This is a genomic window from Ensifer sp. GW101-20A05 (assembly GCF_059424735.1).
On the sequence record NZ_JBWKZT010000002.1, the window covers coordinates 540,982 to 564,626 of the forward strand.

24 protein-coding genes and 1 pseudogene are annotated in these 23,645 nt (G+C 62.4%); 14 read left to right on the forward strand and 11 right to left on the reverse strand.

Going from position 1 to position 23,645, the window contains the following annotated elements; translation table 11 throughout:
• Positions 1 to 95: 95 nt before the first annotated feature.
• Positions 96 to 527, forward strand: coding sequence for a CHRD domain-containing protein (locus AC070A_RS07605; RefSeq protein ID WP_058330074.1), 432 nt, complete (start codon positions 96 to 98; stop codon positions 525 to 527).
• Between the two features lie 14 nt (positions 528 to 541).
• On the opposite strand, the gene AC070A_RS07610 is transcribed toward AC070A_RS07605, so the two are convergent.
• The 7 genes from AC070A_RS07610 to AC070A_RS07640 all read right to left on the reverse strand — a co-directional run bounded on the left by AC070A_RS07610 (position 542) and on the right by AC070A_RS07640 (position 7,200).
• Positions 542 to 1,357, reverse strand: coding sequence for a carbohydrate ABC transporter permease (locus tag AC070A_RS07610; RefSeq protein WP_112996496.1), 816 nt, complete (start codon positions 1,355 to 1,357; stop codon positions 542 to 544).
• Positions 1,354 to 2,295 carry a carbohydrate ABC transporter permease gene (locus AC070A_RS07615; protein ID WP_112996495.1) on the reverse strand — a complete coding sequence of 314 codons (942 nt, stop codon included), beginning with the start codon at positions 2,293 to 2,295 and terminating at the stop codon, positions 1,354 to 1,356. Before AC070A_RS07615 ends, AC070A_RS07610 begins: the two co-directional genes overlap by 4 nt.
• Positions 2,292 to 3,323 carry an aldo/keto reductase gene (locus AC070A_RS07620; protein WP_492383795.1) on the reverse strand — a complete coding sequence of 344 codons (1,032 nt, stop codon included), beginning with the start codon at positions 3,321 to 3,323 and terminating at the stop codon, positions 2,292 to 2,294. Before AC070A_RS07620 ends, AC070A_RS07615 begins: the two co-directional genes overlap by 4 nt.
• A gap of 65 nt (positions 3,324 to 3,388) precedes the next feature.
• Positions 3,389 to 4,729 carry an ABC transporter substrate-binding protein gene (locus tag AC070A_RS07625; protein ID WP_112996493.1) on the reverse strand — a complete coding sequence of 447 codons (1,341 nt, stop codon included), beginning with the start codon at positions 4,727 to 4,729 and terminating at the stop codon, positions 3,389 to 3,391.
• Between the two features lie 452 nt (positions 4,730 to 5,181).
• Positions 5,182 to 5,559, reverse strand: coding sequence for a hypothetical protein (locus tag AC070A_RS07630; RefSeq protein WP_057255252.1), 378 nt, complete (start codon positions 5,557 to 5,559; stop codon positions 5,182 to 5,184).
• Between the two features lie 10 nt (positions 5,560 to 5,569).
• Positions 5,570 to 6,484 (reverse strand): glutathione-dependent disulfide-bond oxidoreductase, encoded by a 915-nt coding sequence (gene yghU / locus AC070A_RS07635; protein ID WP_112996492.1) that lies wholly within the window; start codon positions 6,482 to 6,484, stop codon positions 5,570 to 5,572.
• 242 nt (positions 6,485 to 6,726) lie between these two features.
• Positions 6,727 to 7,200: a VOC family protein gene (locus AC070A_RS07640; RefSeq protein ID WP_057255254.1), complete on the reverse strand. Its 474-nt coding sequence runs from the start codon at positions 7,198 to 7,200 to the stop codon at positions 6,727 to 6,729.
• A 293-nt stretch (positions 7,201 to 7,493) separates the two neighbouring features.
• On the opposite strand from AC070A_RS07640, the gene AC070A_RS07645 reads away from it, so the two are divergent.
• Positions 7,494 to 8,231 (forward strand): glutathione S-transferase family protein, encoded by a 738-nt coding sequence (locus AC070A_RS07645; RefSeq protein WP_112996491.1) that lies wholly within the window; start codon positions 7,494 to 7,496, stop codon positions 8,229 to 8,231.
• Between the two features lie 51 nt (positions 8,232 to 8,282).
• Here AC070A_RS07645 and AC070A_RS07650 read toward each other — a convergent pair whose 3' ends face one another.
• Positions 8,283 to 9,254, reverse strand: a complete 972-nt coding sequence (locus AC070A_RS07650) for an alpha/beta fold hydrolase (protein WP_112996490.1) — start codon at positions 9,252 to 9,254, stop codon at positions 8,283 to 8,285.
• Between the two features lie 197 nt (positions 9,255 to 9,451).
• Here AC070A_RS07650 and AC070A_RS07655 point away from each other — a divergent pair, with 197 nt between their 5' ends.
• The 7 genes from AC070A_RS07655 (at position 9,452) to AC070A_RS07685 (ending at position 14,991) form a co-directional block, all read left to right on the forward strand.
• Entirely contained in the window at positions 9,452 to 9,910 is a 459-nt protein-coding gene (locus AC070A_RS07655; protein ID WP_057255257.1) for an Rrf2 family transcriptional regulator, read from the forward strand.
• Positions 9,903 to 10,325: a GNAT family N-acetyltransferase gene (locus tag AC070A_RS07660; RefSeq protein WP_057255258.1), complete on the forward strand. Its 423-nt coding sequence runs from the start codon at positions 9,903 to 9,905 to the stop codon at positions 10,323 to 10,325. The genes AC070A_RS07655 and AC070A_RS07660 overlap by 8 nt, the downstream gene beginning before the upstream one ends.
• Before the next feature lie 106 nt (positions 10,326 to 10,431).
• Positions 10,432 to 11,316 (forward strand): helix-turn-helix domain-containing protein, encoded by an 885-nt coding sequence (locus AC070A_RS07665; protein WP_112996489.1) that lies wholly within the window; start codon positions 10,432 to 10,434, stop codon positions 11,314 to 11,316.
• Between the two features lie 182 nt (positions 11,317 to 11,498).
• Entirely contained in the window at positions 11,499 to 13,703 is a 2,205-nt protein-coding gene (locus tag AC070A_RS07670; protein WP_112996488.1) for a TonB-dependent siderophore receptor, read from the forward strand.
• A 294-nt stretch (positions 13,704 to 13,997) separates the two neighbouring features.
• Positions 13,998 to 14,321: an ArsR/SmtB family transcription factor gene (locus AC070A_RS07675; protein WP_057255261.1), complete on the forward strand. Its 324-nt coding sequence runs from the start codon at positions 13,998 to 14,000 to the stop codon at positions 14,319 to 14,321.
• A complete protein-coding gene (locus AC070A_RS07680) occupies positions 14,318 to 14,728 on the forward strand; it encodes an SRPBCC family protein (protein WP_058330062.1) in 411 nt (136 codons plus the stop codon). Before AC070A_RS07675 ends, AC070A_RS07680 begins: the two co-directional genes overlap by 4 nt.
• A gap of 47 nt (positions 14,729 to 14,775) precedes the next feature.
• Complete coding sequence (locus AC070A_RS07685) at positions 14,776 to 14,991, forward strand: hypothetical protein (protein WP_057255262.1); 216 nt, start codon at positions 14,776 to 14,778, stop codon at positions 14,989 to 14,991.
• Between the two features lie 18 nt (positions 14,992 to 15,009).
• Here AC070A_RS07685 and AC070A_RS07690 read toward each other — a convergent pair.
• Positions 15,010 to 15,617 (reverse strand): annotated as a pseudogene (locus AC070A_RS07690) (GlxA family transcriptional regulator); the annotation flags it as partial.
• A gap of 101 nt (positions 15,618 to 15,718) precedes the next feature.
• Positions 15,719 to 16,606 (reverse strand): LysR family transcriptional regulator, encoded by an 888-nt coding sequence (locus tag AC070A_RS07695; protein ID WP_112996487.1) that lies wholly within the window; start codon positions 16,604 to 16,606, stop codon positions 15,719 to 15,721.
• Positions 16,607 to 16,728: 122 nt separating this feature from the next.
• On the opposite strand from AC070A_RS07695, the gene AC070A_RS07700 reads away from it, so the two are divergent.
• The 4 genes from AC070A_RS07700 (at position 16,729) to AC070A_RS07715 (ending at position 20,368) form a co-directional block, all read left to right on the forward strand.
• Positions 16,729 to 17,424, forward strand: coding sequence for a type 1 glutamine amidotransferase domain-containing protein (locus tag AC070A_RS07700; protein ID WP_375293088.1), 696 nt, complete (start codon positions 16,729 to 16,731; stop codon positions 17,422 to 17,424).
• A 47-nt stretch (positions 17,425 to 17,471) separates the two neighbouring features.
• Entirely contained in the window at positions 17,472 to 18,314 is an 843-nt protein-coding gene (locus tag AC070A_RS07705; protein WP_058330057.1) for a type 1 glutamine amidotransferase domain-containing protein, read from the forward strand.
• A 111-nt stretch (positions 18,315 to 18,425) separates the two neighbouring features.
• Positions 18,426 to 19,232 (forward strand): phosphate/phosphite/phosphonate ABC transporter substrate-binding protein, encoded by an 807-nt coding sequence (locus AC070A_RS07710; protein WP_112996486.1) that lies wholly within the window; start codon positions 18,426 to 18,428, stop codon positions 19,230 to 19,232.
• A gap of 209 nt (positions 19,233 to 19,441) precedes the next feature.
• Positions 19,442 to 20,368, forward strand: a complete 927-nt coding sequence (locus tag AC070A_RS07715; RefSeq protein ID WP_112996485.1) for a fatty acid desaturase — start codon at positions 19,442 to 19,444, stop codon at positions 20,366 to 20,368.
• A 44-nt stretch (positions 20,369 to 20,412) separates the two neighbouring features.
• Here the strand turns inward: AC070A_RS07715 and AC070A_RS07720 are convergent, their stop codons facing one another.
• Entirely contained in the window at positions 20,413 to 21,342 is a 930-nt protein-coding gene (locus AC070A_RS07720) for a LysR family transcriptional regulator (RefSeq protein ID WP_057255268.1), read from the reverse strand.
• A gap of 176 nt (positions 21,343 to 21,518) precedes the next feature.
• On the opposite strand from AC070A_RS07720, the gene AC070A_RS07725 reads away from it, so the two are divergent.
• Positions 21,519 to 23,633: a TonB-dependent siderophore receptor gene (locus AC070A_RS07725; protein ID WP_057255269.1), complete on the forward strand. Its 2,115-nt coding sequence runs from the start codon at positions 21,519 to 21,521 to the stop codon at positions 23,631 to 23,633.
• Positions 23,634 to 23,645: the final 12 nt, after the last annotated feature.

Below are 23,645 nucleotides of genomic sequence, written 5' to 3' on the forward strand. Positions count from 1 at the left end.
GCATCCCGCGTAGGTCTTGTGAGGATCCCGCAACCGGAACCTAAACCCGTTCCCGGGGTTGGAACACCTGCTCAACAAGTCTTGGAGGATGCGAGATGAGACCGTTCCACAAAAGTTCCCTTCTGGCTGGCCTTACGACTATTGTGATCTTGGCCGCCGGCGGCGTTTCGGCCGAAACCCTGAAGTTCAAGGCGGACATGACGGGATCGGGTGAGGTGCCGCCGAACGAAAGCGCGGGCAAGGGCACAGGCGAGATCACCCTCGATACGACGACGAAGAAGGTGACCTGGACGGTGACCGCCGATGGCCTGTCGGGGGATGCGACCGCCGCCCATTTCCACGGTCCGGCAGCCGCGGGCGAAAATGCCGATCCGGTCGTCGACATCTCGACCTCGATGAAATCTGGTTCTGCCGAGCTTACCGATCAGCAGCTCGCAGATTTGCAAGGCGGAAAGTGGTACCTCAACATCCACACGGCGAAATTCCCCGACGGCGAGATTCGCGGCCAGGTGGAGAAGGCACAGTAGACGCTGGCGGTCTTCTACTTCACTGCGCCATGGGCCAGTCCGCTGACCAGATAGCGCTGCATGAACAGCGCGATCAGGTAGACCGGGGCGATGCCCGCGAGCGAGGCTGCGGCCATCTGGCCGAAATTCACCAGCCTGTCGCCCTGGAAAAGAGAAATGCCGACCGGCAGCGTTCGCGTGGCATCGGAGAAGGTGAAGGCCGAGGCGAAGAGGAACTCGTTGTAGGCGAGCACCGTGACGATGATGAAGGTCGCCACGATGCCGGGCGCAATGATTGGCACCACGATCTGTAGCAGAATGCGTAGCGGCCCCGCTCCGTCGATGGCGGCCGCCTGCTCGATCTCGAGCGGCATCCTGCGCAGGAACGGTGTCAGCAGCCAGAAGGCGACGGGCACGTTGGCAAGCCCGTAGATCAGAACCAGGCCAGCGCGCGTGTCGAGCAGGCCGCTCGTCTTCAGCAGGAAGAACAGCGGGATCAGTGCGACGATCGGCGGCGCCATGTAGCTTGAGAGCGTCACGTCCGAAAGCCATTGGCCGCCGATCTTCAACCGCAGGACCGCGTAGGCCGACGGCAGCGTGAGCGCTATGGTGAGCAACCCCGCAAGCAGCGACACGGTCACGGAATTCACGATGAAACCGATGACATTGGCTGCCTCGAAGGCCGCCGGCCAGTTGGCAAGGGTCGGCGCCGTCGGCCAGAAGGAGCCGTTCAGCACGTCGTCCTTCGTCTTCAGGGAAACGGCGATCAGATAGAGGATGGGCAAAGCGAAGAAGCCGACGATCGGCGCCGTTGCCAGACCCAGCCAGAGATGCTGTGCGGCCAACCTCATATCTCGCGCCTTTCGAAATGCTGATGCAGGCGCACGACCGGCAAAGTCGCCAGACCGATGACCAGCGCATAGACGATCGTCTCGGCCGCCGCCCGACCGACATCGAACTGCTCGATCGCCCGCCTGTAGATTGAAAATCCGGCCGATGTCGTCGCAAAACCCGGCCCGCCGAAAGTGAGGATGTAGACGAGGTCGAACAGCTTGAACGAGAGGATCAGCTTCAGGAGATAGATCGACGAAAGCGGTGCGGCGACGAGCGGCACCGTGATGTGCCAGAAGCGCTGCCAGCCATTCGCGCCATCGACGAGCGCAGCCTCGCGCACACCCTCCGGGATGGTCGAAAGCGCTGCGAAGCAGAGGATGACGATGAAGGGCGTCCATTGCCAGAGATCGGCGACGGCGATCGCCAGCCAGGCCAATAGGGGGTGGCCGAGGAAAGAGATCGGCTGGGAGATCACGCCGTAGTTGATCAATGCGCCGTTCAAGAGCCCGCCCGCCGGCGCGAAGATCAGCTTCCAGGCGATGCCGACCATGACGGGCGGCGTCATCAACGGCAGCAGCACAAGGCTCATCAGGAAGCGACCGCCTTTCAGCAGCGACGTAAAAAGCAGCGCGATCAGGAAACCCAGTGCGAGCTGCAGCAGCGACGTCGACAGCGCGTAGGCGACGCTTCTGCCGATTGCCGAAAGGAAGATCGGATCCTGAAGCGCCGTTGCGAAGTGCTTGACGCCGACGAAGCCGCGAAACGGTTTTCCAAGCGTGCTCTTGCTGAAGGCAAGCCCCAGCAGGAAGACTGTCGGGTAGAGCGTCGTGACGGCCAGTGCGAACACGACGGGAGCGATCCACAAGGCGCGGCCGAGACGCGCTGCAAGGATGCCTCGTCGCGCGGAATGGCGCTCGGCGCCCGGCTCGAGAGCGTCGAGGGTGAAGGCGGTCATGCCGCCTCTGCCAGAACCGGCCGCGTCGGCCCGCTGCCGGCCCGCGTGGCAACCAGCAGGTCCTCGATGTCATCGAGGTCACCGGGCGTGAGCGCGACGGTTGCCGCTTCGATCCAGCCGTCGATATGCGTTGGCTGACGTGCCCCAATGATCGCCCCGGTCACACCGGGCCAGGAGAGCGCCCAGGCGGCAGCGATCGCGGCAATGGTCGTCTCGTGCCGCGCGGCGATGGGCCTCAGTCCCTCGGCGAAAGCGAGATTGCGGTGGAGCGCCTCGCCGGAAAATTCCTCGTCGCGCGACCGCCAGTCGTTCGTCGGAAGCGCCCGGGCGCGGGCCGGCGTGAAAGCGCCAGTAAGCAGGCCCGACTGCAGCGGACTATAGGCGATGACGCCGCTGCCATGCGCGCGCACCCAGGGCAGGTCGTTCTCGGCGAACCTGCGTTTGATCGCGGAAAAAGGTGGCTGCACCACGTCGACGGGAGCGACCGTGGCAGCGCGCTCCAGCAGTTCCCGGTCGTGGTTCGAAAGACCGATGGCCCGGACCTTGCCCTCTTTCTTGAGGTCGGCAAAGGTTGCCCAATAGTCTTCGACCGGTGTGCCGTCGTTGGTCGGCCAATGCATCTGGTAAAGGTCGATGACCTCGACGCCGAGCCGCTTCAGCGAAGCCGCCACCTCGCGGCGCAGCGATTTGGCATTGCCGATGCGGGCCGGAAGGGCGTTGCGATTGTCCGGATCCCATACCAGCCCGGCCTTGGTGAAGATCAGCGGGCGCTCGGATTTCGGCAACGTCGAGAGCGCTTCACGAACGATCGCCTCGGAATGACCGAGACCGTAGACCGGTGCCGTGTCGATCCAGTTGATGCCGCGCTCGACCGCATGACGGATAGCTGCAATGGACTGGCTGTCGTCCTGGCTTCCCCAGCCCCATCCCCAATCGGGGCCGCCGATCGCCCAGGCGCCGAAGCCGACGGGAGTGATGTCGAAGCCGGTACGGCCGAGCCTGCGCTTCGGCAAGATTTCCGTGGTCATGATCTTTCACCTCTAAAGAGAAGAGGGGGCGCTGCCGGGAGGAAGCGAGCGCCCCCAGGGAGCAATCAGCCGTTGGTCTCGATGATCTCGGTCCAGGCCTGGTGGGCATCGGCGATCGCCTGTTCTGCGCTCTTGGTGCCGGCCAGCGCCAGCGCCAGCTCGTCGGTCAGCGCGGTTTCGAGCTTCGGCGCATAGACGGCGGTCGGCCAGGCAAGGCTGTTTTCCAAGGCGCCGTCGTCGAGCAGCGGCTGCACGAGCGGCTGGAACGCCCTAAACTTCTCCGACTTCAGGCCCGACTGGCGGTCCGGGTCGATGCCGGATCCGGTCAGCGCCAGCAGCTGCTCGTGATAGTCCTTACTGGTGGCGAGCTTGATCAGGTCCCAGGCGACATTCTTGTTCTTGGATCCGCTGGTGATCGCAAAGCCGAAGCCGGCGTTGAAGGCGAGGCGCGGCGTCTTGTTGCTGCCGCCGGTCGGAATACGGGCCACGCCCCATTTGTCGACGATCTTCGAGCCCTTGGGATCCTGGGCGTAGCCGCCAAGATCGGTCCAGAAATCGATCTGCGCCGCCTTGCCGTTGAGAAAGGCGGGCAGGCCTTCCTCAAAGCGCGTTTCGAGCGGGGTCGGCAGCGCGTGGGGTGCGGAGGCGAGCAGCGACTTCAAGGCCTCGACGGCCTCGGTGCTGTCAAGCGCGGAGGTGCCGTCCGGCTTCAGGAAGTTGCCGCCGAAGCCGGTCAGGCGGTTGGCATAGGTCGAGAGGATGATGACCGGGATCTTGGCGCCCAGGACGGCCGCGCCATAGATGCCGTTCTTCGATTCGGCCTCGGTGATCACCTTGGCGTTCTCGTTGTATTCGTCCCAGGTGGAGGGCGCCTTCAGGCCGTAACGGTCGAAGAGTTCGCGGTTGTAGAACAACAGGTGGCTGTCGCCGTCATAGGGCAGGCCATAGCGGCGGCCGTCGTGCAGCGTGTACTGGTCGTAGATGGTCTGGATGAAATCTTCCGGCTGGATCTCGACCTTGTCGCGCTCGATAAGGTCGGTCACGTCCTCGATCACGCCGTCCTCGGCAAGCTGACCCTTGTAGGTGTAGAAATAGTCGATGACGTCGAACTGGTTGGCGCCCGATTGCACGTCCAGCGTCGCCTTGACGCTGACCTGGTCATAAGGCACCGCCGTGACGTTGACCTTGGCGCCGGTCAGCTTCTCGAAGTCCTCGGCAATCTTCTTGCCGGTGACGACATGCGGCTGGATGATCAGCAGATTGATCGTGCGCCCGGCGTACTTGTTGCCGGAAGCAAGGGCCGTCGACGAGGCAAGTGGGGCGATGAAGGGCAGGGTGCCCGCGGCGGCAAGCGATTTCAGCACGCTGCGGCGGCGATAGGCCTGGCCGAAAATGGAATTGGACATGGAATCCTCCGTCGAGATCTGAGTTCTGGCGGTCGGCGATGGCGTACGCCAATCCGTTGGCCGGCGGTCTGCGCCGTGCGACTTTGCTTCAGCATCATGGGGGAGAAGAGCATTCTGATATACAGATAATACATATATTTTATGGATTATATGAGAACGATTTTCCTGCGGCGAGCCGCCGGTCGGGGTAGGAATTTCTCAGGCGACCCGATCGCCGCATCAATGCCGTTGGAGGCGGAAGACGCTCCCGTCGGCGCTGTTGCGGGAACGCGCCGCGCCGGACCGTAGAGACGGCAGAGGAAGCCGATTGGGCCTACTGCATGTTTCCTTTAATCGTAGCCGGTTAAAGGACAAAAACATGCAGCAAATCAAAGTGCTACAGCGACCTTTGCGCGTCTGATAAGACGCGCGGCGCTGTAGGCGCTCAGACGCTCAGGGCCCAATCGCTGCGGTCATACCTCGAAGACGTCCTCGAACGATTCCGGGAAGCTCTGGCGGGCAACCTTCTCGTTGATGATGAGCAACGCTTCATAGGACACGGGATCGAAATCCTTGTCGACCGGCAGCACCTCGCGTCCGAACAGGAGGTTCAGCCGGGCGGCATCGAGATTGCCGCGCTCGAAAGGTTCCGCACCGAAATGATGCCAGAGGGCGTGGAGGAAGGCCGCATCGATGCGGTGCGCCCCAGATCCCGGCCGGGCATGGCGAGGCAGCGCCTTGATCGGCGTTGCCCCCTTGGGATTGGCCCGACGGATGACGAACTGGATGCCCGTGCCCGGCATGGCGTAGGGAAAACCCCGATGTTTCGTCATATCAGCCAGCTTGGCCATTCTGTTCTCCTTACGCGGTCTGCTTCTCGACGATCTTGTCCTCAGTCTTCGTGTCGAAGTCGGAGGCGTCGTGACGCTCATGCAATTGCTCGGCCGGATCGCCGCTCAGCCGGTTGACCATGCGGCCGCGCTTGACCGCCGGGCGAGCGGCAATTTCGGCCGTCCAGCGCTGGACGTGCTCGTAGCTCTGAACCTCGAGGAAGGTGCCAGCGTCGCCATAGGCCTGGCCAAGTGCCAGGTTGCCATACCAGGGCCAGGTCGCCATGTCGGCGATGGTGTATTCGGAGCCGGCGAGGAACCGGTGGTTGGCAAGATGGCGGTCGAGCACATCGAGCTGGCGCTTCACTTCCATGGCGTAGCGGTCGATGGCGTATTTGATCTGCATCGGCGCATAGGCGTAGAAATGACCGAAGCCGCCGCCCAGGAACGGTGCCGAGCCCATCTGCCAGAACAGCCAGTTCAAGGTCTCGGTGCGGGCGCGAAGCTCGCTCGGCAGGAAGGCGCCGAATTTCTCAGCGAGATAGGTGAGGATGGAGGCCGACTCGAAGACGCGGACCGGCTCGCCGCCGCCCTTCGGCTGATGGTCCGTCAGCGCCGGGATCTTGGAGTTGGGGTTGACGTCGACGAAGCCGGAACCGAACTGGTCGCCATCGCCGATCCGGATCGGCCAGGCGTCATATTCGGCGCCCGAATGGCCCGCCGCCAGAAGCTCTTCGAGCATGATCGTGACTTTCACGCCATTCGGAGTCGCGAGCGAATAAAGCTGCAGCGGGTGCTTGCCGACCGGCAGGTCCTTGTCGTGTGTCGGTCCGGCGATCGGGCGGTTGATGCTGGCAAACGCGCCGCCGTTGCCTTTGTCCCAGGTCCAGACCTTGGGAACTTGGTAGCCGGCAGGGAAATTGTCAGCGGGGGATTTTTCGGTCATGAAATCTGTCCTTGTCGTCTAAAGGCATATCCAACGGGCAAGCAACGTCACAAAACATGCGATGTCGGCCAGCTGCTTCGCGCAGTTCTATACCGTCCTTTCGGTACCTGCCAGAAAAACGGTTTCTCTTCGTGCCCGCGCGCTAGCAAGCAAGTTTCGGAGACGTGCGACTTTTTCGACATGCGCATGTCCGCTTTGGCCAGCGGGAACACCAGCGGCAGATCGCCCGCCGCGGTGCAGCATCAACCGCGCCGTGCCGCCTCGATTGCGGCCACGTCGATTTTGCGCATGTCCATCATGGCCTCGAATGCGCGCTTCGCCTCGCCGCCGCCGGCCGCCAGCGCTTCCATCAGGACCCCGGGCGTGATCTGCCAGGAGATCCCCCATTTGTCCTTGCACCAGCCGCACGCGCTTTCCTCGCCGCCATTGTTGACGATGGCGTTCCAGTAGCGGTCGGTCTCTTCCTGATCGTCGGTGGCGATCTGGAACGAGAAGGCCTCGTTGTGCTTGAACATCGGCCCCCCGTTGAGGCCGAGACAGGCGACGCCCGCAACGGTGAACTCGACCGTCAACACATCGCCCTCCTTGCCGGACGGATAGTCGCCGGGCGCCCGGTGCACTGCGGTCAGACGGCTGTCCGGGAAGACCTCGGCGTAGAACCGCGCAGCGGCTTCGGCGTCCTTGTCATACCAGAGGCAGATCGTGTTCTTTGCCATAGCCTTGTTCCTTTCGCGTTGAAGGCTTGCGGCCCGCTCCATGGGGTCTCATACGAAATAGGTAGCAGCCCGGTTATCTCCAGCCCGAAAGTGCTAGTGCGCTTTGCTGAGCGCAGATGATGACGACGCCACCGCTTACGGCTTCTACGCGTCGGTTCGATCGCGTACGATCTGATTTCCGTTCGTCGCAAGATCAATCGTCTACATATGTGAACGATAAGTCTATTTTCGGCAGCCTACAGAGGTAGCGTCCACGCGAATATATCCATGGCATCAACCATGGAGAAACCGACATGCACACTATCGCTGAACCGATCTTCACCGCGGGCTTTCCGCTCGGCAGTACCGCCGGACTGGTCACCGCGTTTGAATGGCTCGGCCAACCCTACCGCCTCACCCGCGTCGACATGCTCGGTGAAATGCGCACCGAGGCCTATCAGCGGCTGAACGGCCGGGTCGAAACGCCCGTGTTGGTCACCGACGAAGGGCGTGTCCATACGGAAACGATGGCGATCGCGCTGTGGCTCGAGGGGCGGGACCATGAGCGCCGCATCAGCTTCGCGCCCGGAACCTACGAAGCCGACCGGATGCATCAGTTCATCGCTTTCCTCAACACCGGCTTCACCGGTGCCTTCTTCCCGATGTGGGTGGCGCTGGAGGCGGAAGAGGCTACGGAAGAATATCGCCAAACGCTCCGCGTCTTCGGCCGTGAGTTTGTCGCTAAGCGCCATGCGCAGCTCGAGGCGATGATGGGGGACAGCGATTACCTGCTGGGCGGCCGGCCGACACTGGCCGATGCGGTTTTCGTCGGCGTCGCCCGCTGGGTGGATTTTCACGAGGCGATCGAGCCCGAGGACTATGAACGGAACTACCCGCGCATCCATGCGCTGCGCAAACGCATCGAGGCTGATCCCGCATTCCGCTTCGCATTGGCGATCGAAGACGGCGAACCTGCCGCCGGCAACGGTTCGATGAAAGGTCTCGTTCCGCTTGAGGACGTATTGCGTTTGACGGGCGCGATTGCGGTCTGAGCCGCCGGAGTGTTGCGCGCCGATGGTCGCGGCGCGCGACCTGCCACGCTGTCAGAGGCGCCGCGCGAAATCGATGATCGCGTCGCTCACGAGGTCCGGACGCTCCTGCGGGAGCCAATGTCCGCTGCCGGGCACGACGATCTTGCCCTTGAGTTGGGGGACGAGGCCGGGCATTGCATCGATGATATCGAGCATCCCCGGTATGCTGAGCCCGGTGTCCCGCTCGCCGATCATGAACAGGGCCGGTACATCGACCATGACGCCGGCGAGCGCCGCTTGCAGTTGCCAGTTGCGATCCAGGTTGCGGTAGTAGTTCAGGCCACCGCGAAAACCGGAGCGAGCGAAAGCCGCCGCATAGGCGTCGAGGTCGGCAGCGGTCAGCCAGTCCGGCATTTGCTGCGGATCGGGAAGGGCTGCGAGCAGCCCGTCGCGCCGCGAGACCATTCCGAACGGATTTGGCGTCTGGTCTCCGGCTTGCCGCGGGCCGGCCTCTCCCGAAGCCGCGAAGAGGATTTTCCGCAGCGCCTGTCGAATGTCCCGCTCCAGTTTTTCCTCGGCGATGCCGGGTTCCTGGAAGTAGAGTGTGTAGAGTTGTGCCTCATCGGTCTGCGGGAAGATGCGGGTTGGCGGCACGGGTGGCTGGGCCATCATCGGAACGCTGATCGCGACCACGCCGCGGAAGTGGTCGGGGCGCATCTGCGCCGCCTGCCACGCGACCGTCGCGCCCCAGTCGTTGCCGACGATGAGGGCGGTCTCTGCGCCAAGGGCGTCCAAGAGCGCGACCATATCCCCGACAAGGTGAAACAGGGTGTATTCGTCGATCGCCGAGGGGCATTCCGTATGCCCATATCCGCGCATGTCCGGCGCCACCGCACGAAATCCGGCCTTGGCCAGCGCCGCGATTTGATGACGCCAGGCGTGGGCCGTTTCCGGAAAGCCGTGGCAGAAGAGGACAAGTGGCCCTTCTCCCTGTTCGACGACATTCATCCGGATCGTTCTCGTCTCGATGGTGCGAGCAGGCATTTTCGGTCCTTCCGCTCTTGATGTCGTACCGCAGATGGCGCTCGGCGCGGCGCTACACGGCCATGCGGCCGCCAACAGACCGGCCAACATCGTTCGTCTTCGCATCCCTGGGCCCTTGATTCCGTAATTATCTAAGTTACAGAATTGGGTGAGGTCAAGTATGCGTAACAATAAAAGTTACGCTTTAGGGGTGGCATATGAAACGAGACAGCCGGCTGGCGCGCATGATCCACGTGCTCATCCATATGGGGCTTTTGGGCGGGCGCGAGACCTCGGAAACCATCTCAAAGATGCTGAACACCAATCCCGTGGTCGTGCGCCGCACGATGGCGGCGTTGAAGCGCAAGGGCGTGGTGGGTTCAGAGGGAGGGCGCGGTGGCGGATGGGTGCTGCTGCGGTCTCTGGACGACTTGACGGTCCTGGACATCCAGAAAGCGCTCGACGAAGGCGAGGTTTTGTCCGCCGGCGTTTCGGAAGATCATCCAACCTGTCCGGTGGAGCGGGCGGCGAACGCCGCCCTGGTGCAGGCCTTCGACAAGGCGGAGAGCACTCTGCTGGACGAGTTCGCAAAGCTCAGGCTATCGATCATCGCGGAGCATGCCCTGTCGGCGGACAGGCAGCTGACACGGCACCAAGACGGAAGAAATGATGGCTGACAACAGCGCTGACCATCCGCGTTTCGTATGGCGCGGCGACTTCGCGAATGCCGAGTTGAATGCGCTGCATGCCGAGTGTTTCGAACACGCGCTTGCCGGTGACGATTGGTGGAAACAGGTGAACACCTTCAGCCTCGGCTGGGTTTGCTTGCGTCTCTCGGGCAAGCTTGCCGGTTTCGTCAATGTCGCCTGGGATGGCGGTGTGCACGCTTTTCTGCTCGACACCATGGTCTCAGCGCCCTGGCGGCGAAAGGGTTACGCGCGCCGGCTCGTCGAAGAGGCGGTGGCAAATGCAAGGCTGTCGGGTTGCGAGTGGCTGCATGTCGACTTTGATGCGCATCTTCGCGACTTTTACCTTGAAGTCTGCGGGTTCGTTCCCACGGATGCCGGCCTGATCCGCCTTCGCCAGGACTAGCGAATGCGAGCCCCGATCGGGGCTTCCGTTGCGAATTAAAGATGAGTAAAGAAGGAAGGAATTAGATCGAGGCGCGGCCTCTGATTCCCCGAGCATTGGGCAATTGATGACGTTCCAGCCACGGATGCAGAACAAGATCTCCGGCTTCAAGGTCCTCGGCGGTTTGCGCCGCCGGGATTGGAACGGGATCATCGCCGACGTCTGGGATGTCGAATGCGAGGCGCGGGCGGGCGGTCACTATGTGTCGGATGATCCGCGCATGTTCATCGTGCTCGATGCCCAAGGCGGGAGCCGCTGCAACGTCAAGCTTTCGCCCGGCGGCCCCGGGACGGTGCAGAACTATCGCGAACAAGGTCTTTCCTACATCCCGGCGGGCATGGAAATCTGGGCCGATGTCGTCGATGTGCAATACATCCGCCATCTCGATCTGCACTTCAATCTCGATGTCCTCAGCCGACGGCTGATGGAAGACCTCGACGCCAGCCGTTGCAACGCGCCCCGGCTGATGTTTCATGATGAGCGTTTCCTGCAACTCGCACGGCTCATCGCTGCGGAGTGCCTCAATCCGCAGCCATTGCATGATCTCTACGGGGACGGCCTCACGGTCGCGCTGTTCATCGACCTGATGAGGCTCAACCGTGCCGATCCGCGCAAGCGCAGTCCGCTTGCTGCCTGGCAGATGCGCCGCGTGGCCGATTACATCGAGGAGAACTTCGGCCGCAACATCCGGCTTGAGGAATTGGCAACGCTTGCCGGGTTGTCGCAATCGCATTTCAGCCATGCCTTCAAGGCCTCGACCGGCATGCCGCCGCATCAGTGGCAGACGAAAACGCGCGTCGAACGGGCCAAGCAACTCCTGCTCAAGAATGACGCGTCGCTGACGGCGATTGCCGTCGAGACCGGGTTTTCGGACCAGGCGCATTTCACCCGGGTCTTCCGCAAGGTTGTCGGCACAACGCCGGCGCAATGGAAGCGGAGCCGATTGGCCTGAGCAAATCGCCGCGCGCACGGGCGATTGTTCGCCGCAAATTGCCCAGGATCGTTCAATTGTCGCGGATCGCTCCAAGCGTCGGCATAATAGTTGATATAAACACTCATCTTATAGGGATCACTTTCTAACGCCGCATATCGCTCCGGGGATTGGCGCGATGGGCGGCTCGGGGCGATGAAGAGATGATGGTGAGTGGCAGGGCGGCAGGTTTCGCCGAATGGCTGGCAGATGGGGTAGCCGGCATTGCAATTCTGGCAGCGGGTGCCGCGATCGCGCAGGACGCGCCGGCGACTCGGCTGGAAAAGATCGAGGTCCAGGCTGGAGCGACCGCAGACGACGCAACCGGTCCGGTCGAGGGCTATGTCGCCAAAGCGACGACCACCGGCTCGAAGTCTGCCACCCCGATCAACGAAATTCCCCAATCCGTATCGGTCATCGGCCGCGACGAGCTGGACGATCGCGGCGTCGTCAACAAGATCGACGAGGCGCTTCGCTATACGCCCGGCGTGATGGCCGAGCCCTTCGGCGTCGATCCGGATACCGACTGGTTCTACGTCCGCGGCTTCGATGCCACGCAGACCGGCGTCTTCCTCGATGGCCTCAATCTTTTCTCCTACGGTTTCGGGGGTTTTCAGATCGATCCGTTCATGCTGGAGCGCGTCGAGGTGCTGAAAGGGCCGGCGTCGGTGCTCTATGGCGGCGCCAATCCGGGCGGCATAGTCAGCCTCATCAGCAAGCGGCCAAGTGATGGGAGCTCCACCTATGTGGAGACCGGCATCAACAACAATGGCAATGCCTTCCTTGGCATCGACGTGAACCGCCCGTTGGACGATGCGATCAACTACCGCGTCACCGGCAAGGTCTCCGGCGGCAACAACTACACCGACCACTCGGAAGACATGCGCGGGTTCATCCTGCCGCAGATCACCTATCAGCCCGACGATGCGACCAGCCTGACGGTCTACGGCCTGCTGCAGGGCCTTGATCAGGTCCATACCGGTGGCGGCTTCCTGCCCTATGTCGGGACGGTCGTCGATGCGCCGTTCGGCAAGATCGATCGCAAGGCCTTCTTCGGCGAACCGGCTATCGATACCGGCACCTATGTGCAGCAGATGCTCGGCTACGAGATCAAGCACGAGTTCGATAGCGGTTGGCAGTTCAGCCAGAACCTGCGCTACGGTCACCTCTACAAGCATGAGAACGGCCCGTATACCTACGGCTATTACGATCCGAGCCTGCCGTTCCCGGTTTCGCCGACGCCGGCCACACCTGACAATCTGCTCTATCGCCTGGGCTTTGAGGCGACCTCCAAGGTCGATACGTTCGGCGTCGACAATCGTCTTGAGGGCGAATTCGAGACCGGCGCGCTCGATCATACGCTGCTGGTCGGACTCGACTACAAGCTCTTCCGCCTGGATCACGTCCAGGCATCGTCGGCGGCAACGCCGATCAGCGCCACGGATCCGGTCTACGGCGCACCGCAGCCGGCCAACGCCATCTATATCAACCAGGTGATCATCCAGCAGCAGCTCGGCGTCTACGCGCAGGACCAGATTCGATTCGGCGACGGTTGGCTCGTCACGCTCAATGGCCGTTACGACTATGTCGACACCAAAACTGACAATGGCCCCACCTTCTGGGCTCCGACGCAGAACTCGAGCTTTGATTACAGCGAGGGCGCCGTCAGCGGCCGCGCCGGACTTGCCTATGAATTCGACAATGGGCTGACCCCCTATGTCAGCGTTGCCACCTTCTTCAATCCGATCGTGGCGGTAACGGCAACCGGCAACACCAAACCCGAGGAGGGCGAGCAGTTCGAGGCCGGCGTCAAGTACGAGCCATACTTCTTTGATGGCGTGTTGACGGCGTCCATCTACCAGCTGACCAAACGCAATGCTCTCGTCACCGACCCGTTGACGAGCATTTCCACCCAGACGGGCGAGGTGCGTTCCCGCGGCATCGAGCTCGAAGGCAAGGTCAATCTCAACGAAAGCTGGAAGGTGATCGCCGGCCTCGACTTCATGGATATCGAGGTGACCGAGGACGCGAACCGCGCGCTGGTCGGCAAGTCGCCCTATCTCGCTCCCGATGCGCAGGCCTCGTTGTGGGTCGATTACACCGTGCAGCAGGGCGCGCTCGAGGGCGTCAGCCTCGGTGCCGGTGTTCGCTACCGCGGCGAAAGCTGGGCGGACAAGGAGAACACGGCGAAGGTGCCTTCCTCGACGGTGTTCGATGCCGGGCTGCGCTATGAAAAGGACGGATGGGGTGCCGCTCTCAACGTCACCAACCTTTTCGACAAGGAATATGTGAGCGGTTGCAGCGGCGTGCTCGTCTGCGGTTACGGCGACGCCCGAACCGTCACGCTCAAGCTCAGCAAGACATGGTAGACTGAGCCCATGGGCGGGGCCGGAGTGTACCGGCCCTGCGCCACTTCGCGTACAGGTTGAGCGTCGTTTCTGCGCCACAACCACTGTCTGGCGAGCCGCCCGGCTGCTATGTCGCGGGCGGGCATTTCCGCGCGATCGGTGAGGCGATCGACGTCTCCTCGAAGTCGCTGGTCTCTCGCCTACCTGTTCCAATTCCGCGGACGAACCGACCTGGCAAACGGGTTTCCGCAGAGCGTTTGACAAACACATAGCCAATTGGCTATATGTCATCCCATAGCCAATCGGGTATGAGACATGTCGCAGTTACAAGATGCGGTATTTCGGGCACTTGCAGATCCCACACGTCGCGGGCTCTTCGAACACCTCTGCCGCCAAGGAGATACGACGGTCGTCGGATTGCTGGCCGATGCCGGGGTTTCGCAGCCGGTCGTGTCCAAGCATCTGAAGATCCTGAAGGCGGCAGGGCTCGTGCACGATCGGCATGAAGGCCGTTACACCTATTACAGCGCCAAGCGCGAAGCTCTTGCCACCCTGGTCGATTGGACGACCGAGATGGCCGGCTTCTGGCAGGAGCGCTTCGATGATCTCGATGATTTACTAAAGAGAATGGACCAATGAACGAAACAACCGAAACAACACGCTCTGTCGTGGTCGAACGCGAATTTTCTCATGCGCCGGAAAAGATCTGGCGCGCGCTGACCCAGCCCCATCTGATTGCCGAATGGCTGATGCGGAACGATTTCGTGCCCGAAGTGGGCCGTCGCTTCACGCTTTCGGCCGACTGGGGACAGGTCGATTGCGAAGTCGAAACGATTGAGAAGGACCGCTCGCTCGCCTATCGCTGGGACACAAAAGATCTCACCAGCGTCGTCACCTGGACACTCGTTCCCACCAACGGCGGCACCAACTTGCGTATGGAACAGCGCGGCTTCAAGGCGGATCAGAAGTCTTACTACCAGGGCGCAACCGTCGGGTGGCGACGCTTCATCGACCAGCTGGCCGAAGTTGTCGCAAAGCTCGACTGACCATCTCCCGGCTTCAGGACCCTTTCTCAAACAACGAGGTGCCAGAAATGACCGCTCTCATCCGAACAATCCATCGCTGGACGTCGGTGCTTTTCTCGCTGGCCGTTGCGGCGATCTTTGCCGGCATGGCTCTGACGACGCTTCCCGAATGGGTCTATCTCATGCCACTGCCGCCGCTTGCCGTGCTTGTGCCGACCGGCCTCTATCTCTTCGCGCTGCCCTATCTGAGCAAGCCGCGAGAGAGGATTCAGGCGGCCGAGTAGGGGCGGCAGCCTGCCAGTTTATCCGGCCGGAAGAGCCGGGCTGGCGAAGCGCTTTCGGTACTCTGCCGGCGTCACGCCGACATGGCGCATGAAGGCACGGCGCAGCGTATCGGCATCGGAAAAGCCGCATTGAGCCGCGACCTGCTTGGGGGCTTCGTGTCCCTGCTCGAGAAGGCGGCGGGCAGCGTTGACCCGCGCCTCCTCGACCCAGGTTGCCGGCGTGATGCCGACCTCGCTGCGGAAGAGCCGGGAGAAATGGCGCGGGCTGAGATCCATCCGGCTGGCGAGGCTTGCAACGCTGTGATCGTGCGCGGATTGGCCGCGATCCAGCGCTGCAATTCCTGAAGCGCGGACCGGCCCGCTGGCATGGCCTCGCCCTTGCGGCTGAACTGCATCTGCCCGCCGGGCCTTTTGAAGAACATCACCAGCTGGCTCGCCACGCGTTTGGCGATCTCATGCCCGAGGTCCTCCTCGACCAGTGCCAGCGCCAGGTCGAGCCCCGCCGTCACGCCGGCCGCCGTGCGCGCCGGCCCGTCGCTGACATGGATCGCGTCCTCGTCGACGGTGACCTCAGGAAAGCGCCGCGCGAGATCTTCGGCGACGGCCCAGTGCGTAGTCTCGCGCCGCGGCAATTTCTGCTGCGTGATCCGCTGCTCGCACTGGCACGGCTGAGGCGTCCTGTGCGCGGGGATGCCACATGTCCTGAGGCAGCCCCGCGCCTGTCAGCCTATTCCAAAAGACAGTCAATCAACGCTCGTGTTGCGGAAGAGAGATGACGATGCGGCGGGTAGATGAGGGAGAAGGGCCGCGATCGGCCGCCAAAATCCGGCAGGAGTTCGACCAGGCTTCCCTGCGCCAGGCGATCGCGCACGACGAAGTCATAGGTCTGACATATGCCAAGGCCCGCCTCTGCCAGGGATACGGTGCCGAGCACATCATCCTCGACATGGACAGGACCCTGCGGCACCCAGTCGATGTCATGCCCATCGACCCGGAACAACCACGGACCGGGACGGCCGGTTCTCGGCATGATGAACAGCAGGCACGTATGTGCCGTAAGATCGTCGATCGAGCGTGGCAGCCCGTGCCGCGCCACATAGGCGGGAGATGCCACCAACCTTAGCGGTGCGTCCTCGAGTTTTCGCCCGATCATGCCGCTATCGGGAAGTTGGCCGAGTCGTATGACCAGGTCGTAGCCTTCCGCGACCAGATCGACGTTGCGGTTGGCCACTGACAGTTCGACGATGACCGACGGGTGCTTCAGCGCGAAGCGTGTCAGCTTTTCCGGCAGGCGGAAATGACCGTAGGTGGTGGAAACGCTGAGGCGGACCCGACCGGCCAGAATGCCTGTGCCTTGAACGGCCCGCTCCGCCTGATCGATCGTCTCGAAGGCTGCGCGGACCTGTTCCAGATACGTGCGTCCCGCTTCCGTAAGGCTGATGCGCCGCGTCGTTCTCCGCAGCAACTGCGTTCCGAGTTTCGTTTCGAGCCGGGTAATTGCCCGGCTCAGCACCGAAGGCGTCGTACCGAGCGCCACGGCGCCGGCCGTCATCGAACCCCTGTCCATGACCGTGATGAAAGCCTCGACGTCGGCGAGGTGATCGAAGCGGCGCATCTTTGCCTTTCAAGACCAAATCATTTCCTTCTAAGCGAATTTATCGCCGAAATCGGAGATAATAAATAGACGCCATCAGCAACGCCCGCGACGTCGGGCCCATTCCAAAAAGGGAAGTGATGATGACGGAGACAGCCCCGTTAGCCGGAAAACCCGTGCTTTTCGTTCTCACCAGCCACGGCACCAAGGGCGACGGCGGCCAGCCGACCGGCTTCTATCTCGGTGAGGTCACGCACCCGCTGGCCGTGCTCGAAGCGGCTGGGATCTCCGTCGAATTCGCGTCGATCAAAGGGGGTGAACCGCCGATCGACGGTCTCGATCTCGAAGACACGATCAACCAGCGCTATTGGAACGACGAGGCGTTTCGCGCCGCGATCCGCACGACCGCCAAGCTCGATGAGGTCGACCCCTCGCGCTACGCTGCGATCTTTTTCGCCGGCGGCCACGGCGCCATGTGGGACCTGCCGCAAAGCGGCGCGGTCGACCGGGTGACCCGTTCGATCTTCGAGGCCGGCGGTGCTGTCGCGGCGGTGTGCCATGGCCCGGCGGCGCTCGTAAACGTCAAGCTTTCCGGCGGCAGCTACCTGGTGTCCGGTCGTAATGTCAGCGCCTTCACCGATTCAGAAGAACGCGCCGTCGGTCTCGACAAGACCGTGCCCTTCCTGCTCGCCAGCACGCTCGTAGAGCGCGGCGCGCGGCATCACCCGGCGCCGGACTGGACGTCGAAGGTGGTCGTCGATGGCCGATTGATCACCGGCCAGAATCCGCAGTCCGCCACAGGCGTCGGCGAGGCCCTTCGTGACGTTCTTGTCGCCTGAAAACCCAGTTGCAGGAGGTCGTGAGACTTCCATTTGGAGATATAAAAATGAAAATGCTGATGACCCTGACGGCGACGATGGCAATCGTCCTCGGCGCCACGCACGCGCATGCCGGCAATATCCTGGTCGTGCTTTCGGATGAAAACAGCCTGGACCTCAAGGATGGCAAGGTTTTCGAGACCGGCTTCTACCTCAACGAATTGATGCAGCCGGTAAAGGCGTTCATGGACGCCGGTCATGAGGTGACCTTTGCGACGCCGAAGGGCATGGCCCCCAGCGTCGACCGCACGTCTATCGACAGGATGTATTTCGGCGGCGATGAAACGGCGATGCGGGAAAGCGAAGCGCTGCTCGGCAAGCTCAAGATCACCTCGCCGGCGGAGACACCGGTTGTCAGTCTGTCGCGGGTGGAACAGATCGGCTACGACCATTTCGATGCCGTCTATGTTCCGGGCGGGCATGCGCCGATGCAGGATTTGCTTGTCGACGCGGACCTCGGCGAGTTGCTTCGGCATTTTCACGCGAGCGGCAAGACGACCGCCCTGATGTGCCACGGGCCGATCGCGCTTCTGTCGACACTGTCCGAGTCGGTTGCGTTTACCGGCGAACTGGCAGCGGGCCGTCAGGCTGCCGCCGATGCCGGCTGGATCTATGCCGGCTATCGGATGACGGTCTTCAGCAATGGCGAGGAAGAAATGGCCAAGCCGCTGCTGAAGGGCGGCGAGATGAAGTTCTATCCGCAGGATGCGCTAACCTTGGCTGGCGGCGCAATCGCCAACGGTGATACGCCCTTCCAGCCGAACATGATCGTCGACCGCGAACTGATCACCGGCCAGAACCCGGCGAGCGCCACGGAGGTCGCGGCAGAGATCCTGAAGCGCGTCCAATAGACTCCTGTCTTCAGGGCGGCCATCGGGGCTCGCTTAGATTTCGTTTGCGAATTAAGTCTATGCAATGCATAGGTTTTCGATCGCCTTCACGAGGTTGCTCCAAGGTCGCTCATGCCCATCGCAAGTCTTGCCATGTATGTCAGTCCGGCGCCGCTGAAGGATGCGACGCGGCAGTTCTGGGAGGCGCTGGCGGACCGCCTTCGCGCCGTCGGGGTCGATGCGCCTGCGGCTCTACAAGAGGATACGCGTTATGACGAGGCGTGGCTTCGTCCAGACCTCCTGTTCGGCCAGACCTGCGGCTATCCCTATGTCCAGCGCCTGCGCGGTCAGGTGCAACTGGTGGCGACGCCGGTCTACGGACTGCCGGGCTGCGACGGTCCGCTCAAATGCAGCTTCATCATCGTCAGCGCCAAGTCCGCCGCGCGCTCGATTGAAGATCTGCGGGGGGCACGCGCGGCGATCAACGATCCCGGCAGCAATTCCGGCTACAACCTGTTCCGCGCCTCTGTGGCGCCCCATGCGATCGACGGACGGTTCTTCTCGTCGGTGCTTCAGACCGGCGGCCATGTGGCGAGCATCGACGCGGTTTCGAGCGGGGTCGCCGACATCGCGGCGATCGACTGCGTGACCTTCGGCAACACCTTGCGCTTCGACCCCGATCGCGTCGCAGGCGTGCGCATTCTGGCGGAGACAAAAAAGGGTCCGGGTCTGCCTTTCATCACCGCGGCATCGACGCCGGCAAAGGATCTCGTGCTGCTGCGCCGCGTGCTTGCGGAAACCATCGCAGATCCGGCGCTTGCTGCGATCTGCGATACGCTATCGCTGCGCGGTATCAGCCTGCTCGGAGACAGTGATTACGAGGCCCTGGCGGCGCTTGATCGCGATGCTGCCGGTCAAGGATACCCGACGATCGCCTGACGGTTCATCGGCACATGGCGACCTGTCGCGAACACAACGACCGAAATAGAATATAAATTACATAGAATAAATATTTTACCGCTGCGGCGTTTGGCGCAAGCAGTATTCCCGTTTGCGCCGCTTCGCCGCAAAGCCATGCGGCGCGTTCCCATTGGCCGGCTTTTTATATTGGCGATTGAAATCTATCGCCTTTTCCGGCCGGAGACCGCATGTCGACTGATACGCTGCCCCCACAATCGAACCTAACTGCCATCGCCCGCGTCGAATGGCAGACCGTTGCTCTGGCCGTGGTCATCTATGGTGGCTTTCTCGCTCTGACCTGGCTCTGGCAGTCGCTTCCGATTGTCCTCGTGATCGGTCTTGGCGGCTGGCTCATTGCCTGGCACGGGTCGCTGCAGCATGAGGTCATCCACGGGCACCCGACGCGCAATCAGCGCATCAACGACGCGATCGGGTGGCCGCCGCTCTCCCTCTGGTTACCCTATGCGATCTATCTGGAAGGCCACCTCGTCCACCATCGCGACGAACACCTGACGGATCCGATCGAGGATCCGGAGTCCTCCTATTTCACCCGGGCCGCCTGGGAAGGCATGGGCAAGGTGGGGCGGAAGCTTGCAGAGTGGAACACGACTTTGCTCGGTCGGCTGACGCTCGGGCCGCTGGTCATGATCCTGAGCTTCCTCGCACAGGAACTGGTGCTGATCGTGCGGGGTGACAGGGAGCGGGCAAGGACCTGGCTCTCGCACGGGGCAGGCGTCGCCATCGTGCTCGCCTGGGTCGTCGCGGTCTGCGGCATGCCGCTCTGGCTCTACCTTTTCGGCTTCGTCTATGTCGGTGCCGCACTGACGCGGCTTCGCTCCTATGCGGAACATCGTTATGCCGGCCATCACGAGGAACGGACGGCGATCGTCGAAGACACGCCGCTTTTCGGTCTCTTGTTTCTCTACAACAACCTGCATGTGCTGCATCACCAGCGGCCGGGTATTCCCTGGTACCAGATCCCGGCACTTTATCGCCGGCACAGACGTGCGCTGCTGGCGATCAACGGCGGCCTCGTCTATCGCGGTTATCGCGATGTGGCCCGTCGCTTCCTTCTGAAGCCGCATGATGATCCGCGCCATCCGCAGCATCTCTGATGTTACGGACGCGCGCCGCCATCCGCGAAGGCCTGCGCGAAGCCCTAGGCGCCTCGCGTGTGGCGCGCCCGGTGGTGGGCGACGAAGGCGCGCACGGCCGCCGAGCCTTCGACCTTGCGAGAGGCGACCGCGAGGTCCGACGTGACGCGGTTTCGCGCCAGTGAAACATAGCGCACGCCGGGCAGCTGCAGGCATTGCAGCGACTGCGGCACGAGCGCGATGCCGAGCCCCACCGCGACCATGCTCATGATGGTGGTAAAATCTCGGCCTGTTGCACTGACCTTTGGCGCCAGCCCGGCGTCCTTGCAGGCGTCGAGCGTATTGGAGTGGAAGCCGACATCGGCGGGTTGGCGCGGCGTTATGAAGGTCTGGTCCGAGAGCGCTGCGAGATCGATCGCATGCTGGGCGGCGAGCGGATGCGCCTCCGGCAGCGCCACCACCAGCGGCTCGCGCAACACGGTGGTCGTCGTCAGGCCGGCCGGGATCGGCGCTGGCGGGCGGATGTAGCCGAAGTCGAGTTCGCCTTCCGAGATCATCGTGAGTTGCTGGCGCATTTCGATCTCGACAAGCTGAAGCTCGATGTCGGGAAATTCTTGTCGGAAGGTAGTCAGCGATTCCGTCAGCACGCCCGAATAGGCGGCCGAGGCGACATAGCCGATCGATATTCTGCCCGTCTGGCCGCGGCCGACCCGCTGCAGTTCGGACAGCGCGAGGTCGGCCTGGGCGACGATCTTTCGGGCCTCATCAAACAGCAATTGCCCCGACAGTGTCAGCTGCACGGAACGTTTCGCGCGGTTCAGCAGCGGGATGCCGACCAGGCTTTCCAGATTGAGGATCTGCTGGCTGAGGCCGGGCTGGGCAATGCCGAGCCGGGCGGCGGCGCGCTCGAAATTCTTTTCCTCCACGAGAGCGATGAAATAGCGCAGATGGCGAAGTTCGAAGGTCGCGGCGCGTGGCGATTTTGGAGCCGACATGGGGCCTCGCAATGCAATAACTGAAAACGATGCTGTGCGCGCATATCATAATCGATAGTTCTGAAAAATCCTGTGCCGAGTTATTGGAAAGCCGGAAAATTTGACTATAGAAAGATGACAAAATTACTCCAGATTGAGCGCGCAGATGCCGCGCGCGCAGAGGCTTTCGTCATCCCATGTCCCGCATTCATTGGCTGCTGTTAACGTCCGTCGCCTTCGTGGGGTCCGCCGGACAGAGCGCACTGGCGCAGCAGCAAGCCGAGACCAAGCTTGAGGCGATCGTCGCGAAAGGCGACAGGGAGGCCGGCGGCCCGGTTGAGGGCTATGTGGCGAAGTCGAGCCGCACCGCTTCGAAGTCCGGCGCGCCCCTGCTCGAGACGCAGCAGTCGGTGTCCGTCATCACCCATGACCAGATCGAGGCGCAGGGTGCCCAGACCGTGGGGCAGGCGCTGAATTACACGCCCGGCGTTTTCGGACAGCCCTTCGGCGCCGACCCCCGCTTCGACGCGCCGATCATCCGCGGCTTCGACGGTCGCCAGGTCCAGTTCCTGAACGGGCTCAGGATGATGCGCACCGCCGGCGCACCGGCCGTTGAAATCTACGGGCTTGAAAACATCGACGTCCTTCGCGGACCCGCTTCGGTCATGTATGGCCAGGGCAATCCGGGCGGCATCATCAACATGATCAGCAAACGGCCGGTCTTCGAGAATTTCGGCGAAGTCGGCGTGCAGGGCGGAAGCTACGAGACCTTTGGTGGCTTCTTCGATTTCGGCGGTACGCTTCGCGAGGAGTCGGATTTTGCATACCGGCTGACCGGTCTTGGCAAGAACGCCGCTGCCCAGGTCGACGAACTGGACAACGATCGCTACTTCATTGCGCCGGCGCTGACCTGGCAGCCGGACGAGGACACCAAGCTGACGATCCTTGCGAGCGTCCAGCACGACAATCCCGGCACGCCCTCGGGCCTGCCGCCGCAATATACGCTGAACGCCACCGACTTTCGCCTGCCGCGCGACTTTTATGTCGGCGACGAATCCTTCGACCGCTCCAGCCGCACGCTGACAAACCTCGGATACGAACTCGAGCATCGCCTGAGCGAGAACTGGATCTTCCGGCAGAACTTCCGCTACACCGACTTCGACTGGGACTACCAGTCGCTTGGCATGTCGACGCTTGGTCTTGCCGCTGACGGCCGGACACTCCGCCGAAACGCGACCTTCCAGGACGAGGCGCTCAACACCGTCAATATCGACAACAATCTGCAGGGCGAATTCTCGACCGGCGAGGTCGACCATACGCTGCTTGTGGGCCTCGACTATCGCTACTTCGACAACAATGTGCGCACCCGCTTCTTCCAGGCAACGCCGCTCGACGTGCGCTCGCCAAGCTATGGCGGACCGATCCGGCTGATCGCGCCGACGCTCGATACGACCGTCGATAGCGAGCTTTTGCAGCTTGGCGTCTACGTGCAGGACGAACTGGCGCTCGGAGGCTGGCGCGCAACGTTGGGCCTCAGGCAGGATTGGACCAGCAGCTCGGGAACGTCGCTCAATGGGCTCTCGCGCGTTTCCCGTCCGCTCGACCAGGACGATCATGAGCTGACCGGCAGGGCCGGCCTCAGCTATATCTTCGACAATGGCATTGCGCCCTATGTCAGCTACTCGACGTCCTTCGAGCCGGTGATCGGCGCTGCTCCGGACGGCAGGCCTTTCGAGCCGACTTCGGGCGAGCAGGTCGAGCTCGGCGTGAAATACGAACCCACGGATTGGAACGGCTTCTTCACGGCGGCCGTCTACGACCTCAAGCAGAAGAATGTGCTGCGCACCATCGCCGGCATTTCGTCGCAGATCGGCGAGGTCAATGTCCGCGGCCTGGAACTCGAAGGTGTCGCGAGCATAACACAAGGGCTCGATTTGCGGGCGGCCTACACCTACACGGATGCCCGGATCGCAGCGGGCGCCGACGACGGCAATCGCGTCGAAAACGTGCCGGAGCATATGGCGAGCCTCTGGGCGAACTACACCTTCCAGGAAGACACGGCACTCGAAGGTCTCGGCATTGGGGCGGGCGTGCGTTATGTCGGCCAGCGCTACGGCAACAGCGCCAACACCTTCGAACTAGATTCGGTCGTGCTCGCCGATTTCGCGCTCTCCTATAAGAAGAATGGTTACAAGGCGTCGCTCAACGTTCAAAATCTCTTCGACAAGGACTATGTCGCAAGCTGCAGCTCGTTCGGCTGCTACTACGGCGACGGCCGCACGTTTATGGGGAAGCTGACCTATAGCTGGTAGCGAATTGAGAGA